At 39.2% G+C, this 4,241-nt stretch carries 3 protein-coding genes; all 3 read left to right on the forward strand.

Translation table 11 applies throughout. The features are described from left to right. Nucleotides 1-1,265 (forward strand): replication initiation protein (locus C8322_RS14105; protein ID WP_146747339.1); only part of this gene is annotated, 1,265 nt, incomplete at its 5' end. A gap of 196 nt (nucleotides 1,266-1,461) precedes the next feature. Continuing rightward, entirely contained in the window at nucleotides 1,462-1,806 is a 345-nt protein-coding gene (mobC, locus tag C8322_RS14110) for a plasmid mobilization relaxosome protein MobC (protein WP_111810824.1), read from the forward strand. Further along, a complete protein-coding gene (locus C8322_RS14345; protein WP_146747340.1) occupies nucleotides 1,803-3,731 on the forward strand; it encodes a relaxase/mobilization nuclease domain-containing protein in 1,929 nt (642 codons plus the stop codon). The genes mobC and C8322_RS14345 overlap by 4 nt, the downstream gene beginning before the upstream one ends. Nucleotides 3,732-4,241 lie beyond the last annotated feature (510 nt).

Here is a 4,241-nt window from a genome sequence, read left to right on the forward strand (position 1 = left end):
TCCCCGATAATTGTCCACTTTGGACTTCAAAAATAGCTCTTGCAGGTGAAAAACCGACTTGGTTTCACAAAGATGAGGCTAATTTTTCTAATTTCGCATACTTAAAAACAGCAACAGACTTTAAAACTGGCACTCTAATCATTGATATAGATCAACCCGTTGCAGACACGATTGAAGCAATCATTTACAGCACTTTAAATGCTCCAATTCCTAATCTAATTATTAAAAATCGAGCAAATAAGCATGTTCAGCTTGTTTACTGTCTTAAAAATTGGGTCTGTATTGATACAAGCAACAAAAAAGGCAACTACAGCGCAAAAGCACATTCACTCTACAAGGCTCTTAAACGGCATCTAAACGCTATATTTGGCGGTGATGATGCTTATCATAACTTTTTCGCTAAAAATCCATTCTGTGAGCAATGGGACGTTGTAGGGATGCGTTCAACAAGCTATGAGATGTATGAACTTGCTCGAATTTCAGAACTAGAAGTCAAAAGCACAACATTCATTGAGCGACTACAGTCGAAGCAAACAGATAAAGCCCTGAAACAAGCGTCAGATCGTGCAACTGTTGGAAGCGGTGAACGTAATGACTTCTTATTCAATACTGTGCGTGTACGTGCTTACTCACTCTATAACAAGCACTCGAAGAATTGGACACGTCAACAGTTTGAGAATTGCATTAATGATTTTGCTCAAGAACTAAATCAAACGAAATGCAGTCCAGCTCTTGAAATTAGTGAAGTTGCTACGATTTGCCATAGCATAGTGAGCTTTTGTTACGGCTCGTTTGGTGAACATCAGAAATATACAAAATCAGAGATCAGTAAGATAGCGTCCAAGTGCGGTAAAAAAGGCGGTAAAGCAAAAGGCTATAAGTACGCAAAACAACGCCAACAAGCTCGTAAACTAGCTAAACAGGGCAAGAAAGCAAAAGATATAGCCGAAATAACAGGTTTATCAATTCGTGCTGTCTACAATGCTATTAGTGAAGAAAAACCAACTAAAAAAACAGTTCAAAAACCAACTAAAAAAACTATTAAATATCATGTATTTAACCCCCTATTTTGTGCAAATAGCTATCAGTGTAGTGTGCTCTCGGTAAAAGAATTACGAAGTAATTCACATTTTGTATGCGAGCGAAGCGAGTTACAGTCTTTAAATCTTCTTTTTCTAAAACAAAACACTCAAACAATTCTACTTGCAAACAGAAATTTCTACTTTTGCTTTTCCCCCCCTCAAATAACTCACGATCTAATTTAGTCTGATTCAGCAATAATCACAGATAGCCTTTGTTTCGTGTAAACAACATTCTTGATGAATGATTGTTTAACACAAAACAAGATGCTATTGTGATTTAACGCAAGGATACATAGAGACCCCTCCACTTCGTTGCAGGCTTCTATGACCTTGTTCAGGAGGAGACCTCCCGAAACCCTCCAAAAGCAAAGGCAAAAGCATGACAGAGACCAAACGTAATAAAGTTTATAAAGTCCGATTTTCTGATGCTGAAGTACAGAAAATCAAAGATGCCAATATCCTAAATATTGCGAAATATCTAAGAGATACTTCGCTTGCCCAAATTGATGCAAAGCAAGGCAACGTCAAAAAAAAGAATCAGGAACATCACTACACCAAATTAGATCGTGAATTTTTACTTGAGCTATCTCGAATTGGGGGCAACATCAATCAGATTGCAAAGGCAATAAATACCGATATTGCAAGCAGTCGTCCCCTTGATGCTGCAAGGCTTTTGCACCTGTTAATAGGGATTGATCAGACCTTAAAGGAATTGAAAAAATGATTGTTCAGTTCTTTAGATACGGCAATGGTTTGAGCAAAGGTCCACTGGATTATTTACTTGGTAAAGACCGTGATCGAGATTATGCAAAAGTCCTACAGGGCGATGTTTCCGAAGTATCAGGATTAATTGATACGTCACCTTATGCAAAGAAATATACATCCGGATGCCTAAGTTTTTATGAGCATGATTTATCTGATCAGGATAAACAAAAAATCATGCAGGATTTTGAGCAAGCCTTATTCCCTGGCATGGATCAGAGCCAGTACCGTGTCTTGTGGATTGAGCATCAAGACAAATTAAACGAAGAAACTGGGGAGCGAAGATTAGAGCTTAACTTCCTAATCCCTAATGTTGAAATCCTTACAGGAAAACGTTTACAGCCTTATTATGATAAAGCTGATCGTCCTCGTATTGATCTGTTTAAGAAGATTACAAACTATGAGTATCAGCTGCATGATGCAGATGACCCCCTCTATCGCCAAGCCGTTACAACGGCAAAAAACTTGCCTAAAACTGTTAATGAGATCAAGGAAACGCTTGATATTGAAGCAACGAGAGCCGTTGAAAGTGGGCTAATTACAGATCGGCAGAGCATGAAAAAATGGCTATTGGATCTTGGTCTTGAAGTCACCAGAGAAACCAAGAAAAGCCTATCCATTAAAAATCCGAATGATGACGAAAAAGCCCGCCCGATAAGGCTTACAGGTGCAATCTATGAGCAAGATTTTAGACTTACAGAAACGAGCCAACAACTTACTATCGCAGCATCAGAACGATATAGACGAGAAGCTGAACAGCGAAATCAGTCAGATATTCAAAGATATGCGGAATACAGTGCAAAGCGAAGCACAGAGCTTGAGCAGCAGTATCGACAGCACCAAAACGGATATACAGCAGAAACAGAGCGAAGCAACGAACGAGATATTGCAGCAGATCGACCAGACTACAGCTCAAGCCAAGAAGCAGCAGCAACAAGGCATGACAGCCCTATTGCAAGAACAACAACAGCAGATCAAACAGCTACAAGCGAACTTGCAGCAGTTGAACGGCTTGAGCCAAGAAACAGCCCAAGCAGCCAAATTAAAGAAAACCCTTATTACATCGAATATAGCCTTGATTTCACTGGCATGTATAACGCTTATCAGCAGTATTTGTCTGGGATACGTCAGCAAGAGCAAATACAACGATATACAAGCGATGCAGAACAAAGTCGATTATCTGAAAAGTCAGGGGGGGAGCATGATAACAACAACGTGCGGAGGGAAACTGTGCGTAGAGTTAGACCCGAAATATCAAGACATGAATTACGCACTGGACAGTGGAACAAGACCCCTAGCAATAGTGAGAGAGATACGTTAAATGAGCTTAGAAGCACAATTATTGAAGATTATCGAAGATCAACAGCTTCAGTTGAAGCAACAACAGCAAGCACAAGAAGAAGCTCTACAGCTTATACAAGCACAGTCAGCGACCATCAACGAATTGAAACAATACACGCAAACTTTAAACAGCATGCACAACGAAGCAGTGAAGATAGTGCAGAAATATCAGAAGTTCGTGCAAGAACTGTCAGAGCAAACTATCTCAGCAACTTTTTCACAAGATGTACAACAGAACTTGAAAGTACAGTTGCAGACACGTTTAAACGATTTAGTGCAGAACTTGCAGATCGACAATCAAGTCAAAAATCAGGTATCGAAGATTATTCCGCAAGCAGTCGAATTGGAGATCAACAGTCAATTGAAACCACTAGCAGAACAAATCACCGAGAGAATGAGTTCAGTAGAGCAGTTTCAGCAGAAATTAGCTCAATTAATCCAACAAGTGTCATCAAAGCTTTAGACGTGCTTGATCAACGTAAAGAGCTACAGAGAGAGCAAGAGCGTCAACGCAGTCGAGATTATGATTCACCAAGCCCATTTTGACCCATTTTTTTTGCGGAGCATTGCATTTGCAATGCTGTCCTTAAAAAAAAAGTGTCTTAATTTTGAACAAATTACAGGTTTTGAGGTGGTAACAGATTTATTTTTGCGAATTTTCAACGAATGAGAAAAAAAATCTTGCATTAGTTGTAAAGTAGCTTCAAATTGAGAGCAATTAGATACATTTTCTTGAATTAGAAAAAGTACCGACCAAAAAAAAGCCCCAGTTTTCGACGACGCAAGGCTTCTTTTTGGCTTCATCAACAGACTTGTTAGTAGCTGAATCCACATGTATAGGCGTATTATGAAGTGGATACAGCGATTTAACAAGTCTAAATAACTGACTTGTTTATGCTGAAAACTGTAACAGCGTTTAATTTACGCAAAAAAGCCCTGATTTTTGAAGAACAACAGACTAAGAAGTCTGATCTTGACGCATCTCTTAGCGTTTTTCGTCTTTCAATCCCCGATAATTGTCCACTTTGGACTTCAAAAATAGCTCTTGCAGGTGAA

It is taken from the genome of Acinetobacter sp. SM1B (assembly GCF_003289665.1).
Classification (GTDB): domain Bacteria; phylum Pseudomonadota; class Gammaproteobacteria; order Pseudomonadales; family Moraxellaceae; genus Acinetobacter; species Acinetobacter schindleri.